The sequence below is a fragment of the Mesorhizobium sp. P3_A9 genome (assembly GCF_056402975.1).
The window spans coordinates 1-1,813 of record NZ_JBFUGJ010000628.1 but is presented as its reverse complement, the minus strand read 5'-3'; the positions used below and the strand labels follow the sequence as shown (position 1 = coordinate 1,813).

2 protein-coding genes are annotated in these 1,813 nt (G+C 63.0%); both read right to left on the bottom strand.

The features are described 5' to 3' along the window. Window positions 1-986: redox-regulated ATPase YchF (gene ychF / locus AC1DX0_RS35405; protein ID WP_477359104.1), on the bottom strand; the 986-nt coding region annotated here is incomplete at its 3' end. A 95-nt stretch (window positions 987-1,081) separates the two neighbouring features. After that, entirely contained in the window at window positions 1,082-1,804 is a 723-nt protein-coding gene (gene pth, locus AC1DX0_RS35400) for an aminoacyl-tRNA hydrolase (RefSeq protein WP_477224098.1), read from the bottom strand. Window positions 1,805-1,813 lie beyond the last annotated feature (9 nt).

Below are 1,813 nucleotides of genomic sequence, written 5' to 3'. Positions count from 1 at the left end.
ATATAGGCGATGGTCTGGGCGCGGATGAAGCCGCGCTCGAAATCCGTGTGGATGACGCCAGCCGCCTGCGGGGCCTTGTCGCCCTTGTGGATGGTCCAGGCGCGCGTTTCCTTCGGCCCGGCGGTGAAATAGGTGATCAGGTGCAACAGATCGTAGCCGGCGCGAATGACCTTGTTCAGGCCAGGYTCATCGAGCCCGAGCGAGGACAGGAAYTCCATTTCTTCCTCATCGCTGAGCTGKGCGACTTCGGCCTCGATCGCGGCCGAGATCACCACGGTGCCGGCGCCCTGCGCKGTGGCCATCTTTTCCACGGCMCTGGTGTGCTCGTTGCCGGTGGCGGCATCGGCCTCGGCGACGTTGCAGACATAGAGCACCGGGTGCGAGGTCAACAGGTTCAGCCCCTGCAGGATGCGCAAATCTTCGGCCGATATGCCCTTGAGCAGGATGCGGGTCGGCTTGCCGGCCTGCAGCAATTCGAGCGCGGCCTCCATCATCGGCAGGACGGTGGTGGCTTCCTTGTCCTTGGTCGAGGCGCGTTTGCGGATCTGGACGATGCGGCGCTCCAGGCTGTCGAGGTCGGCGAGCATCAGCTCTGTCTCGACCGTCTCGGCGTCGGCGACGGGGTCGATGCGGCCCTCGACATGGGTGATGTCGTCATCCTCGAAGCAGCGCAGCACATGCACGATGGCGTCGACCTCGCGGATGTTGGCGAGAAACTGGTTGCCCAGCCCTTCGCCCTTCGAGGCGCCGCGCACCAGGCCGGCAATGTCGACAAAGGAGATGCGGGTCGGGATGATCTCCTTCGACTTGGCGATCGCAGCGATCTTCTGCAGGCGCGGATCGGGAACCGCCACCTCGCCGGTGTTCGGTTCGATGGTGCAGAACGGATAATTGGCGGCCTGCGCCGCCGCCGTCCTGGTCAACGCGTTGAAGAGCGTCGACTTGCCGACGTTGGGCAAGCCAACGATGCCGCATTTGAAACCCATTGTGTCCAGTCCTATCGGGAAAAGCGAATTTGATGAGGGCTATGGGCGATAGGGGTGATCAACGTCAAGCCCTGTAAGGCCGGATGCGTGCGCGCTCAGTCCTTGTTGCCGAACAGTTTCTTCAGCATGGCGGCCATCGGCCGGGATTCCGGCAGCTTGGGTGGCGCCTGCTGCGGGCGTGCCTGGCGGATGTGGCTCTGCTGTTTTGGAACCTGATTTTGTGCCGGCTTTTCCGGCTCGGGCGCCGCCTTGCCCTGAACGGCAAGGGCTGCCTTGTTCATGAAGCCGGATTCGTCGCCCTTGACGATCATGGCGGCGTTGTCGGCGATCGCGTCGAGCAAGGGATCGAGCCATTCGCGGTCGATCTTGTCGAAATCGCCGAGCACATGATGCTGGACCATTTCCTTGACGCCGGGATGGCCGACGCCGATGCGCACGCGGCGATAGGCATTGCCGACATGGCCGTCGATCGAGCGGATGCCGTTATGGCCGCCGGCGCCGCCGCCGGTCTTGATGCGCAGCTTGCCTTCGGCGAGGTCGATCTCGTCATAGAAGACTGTGAGCGCGGAAAGCTCGAGCTTGTAGAAGCGCAGCGCTTCGCCGACCGACTGKCCSGACAGGTTCATGAAGGTCTGCGGCTTGATCAGGATGATCTTTTCGCCGCCGAGCGTGCCTTCTGAAATCAGGCCCTGGAATTTCTTCGACCAGGGCGAAAAGGAGTGGCGGCGGGCGATAGCGTCCGCCGCCATGAAACCGACATTGTGCCGGTTGCCAGCGTATTTCGCGCCCGGATTGCCGAGGCCTGCAAAGACAAGCATCGTCTGCTC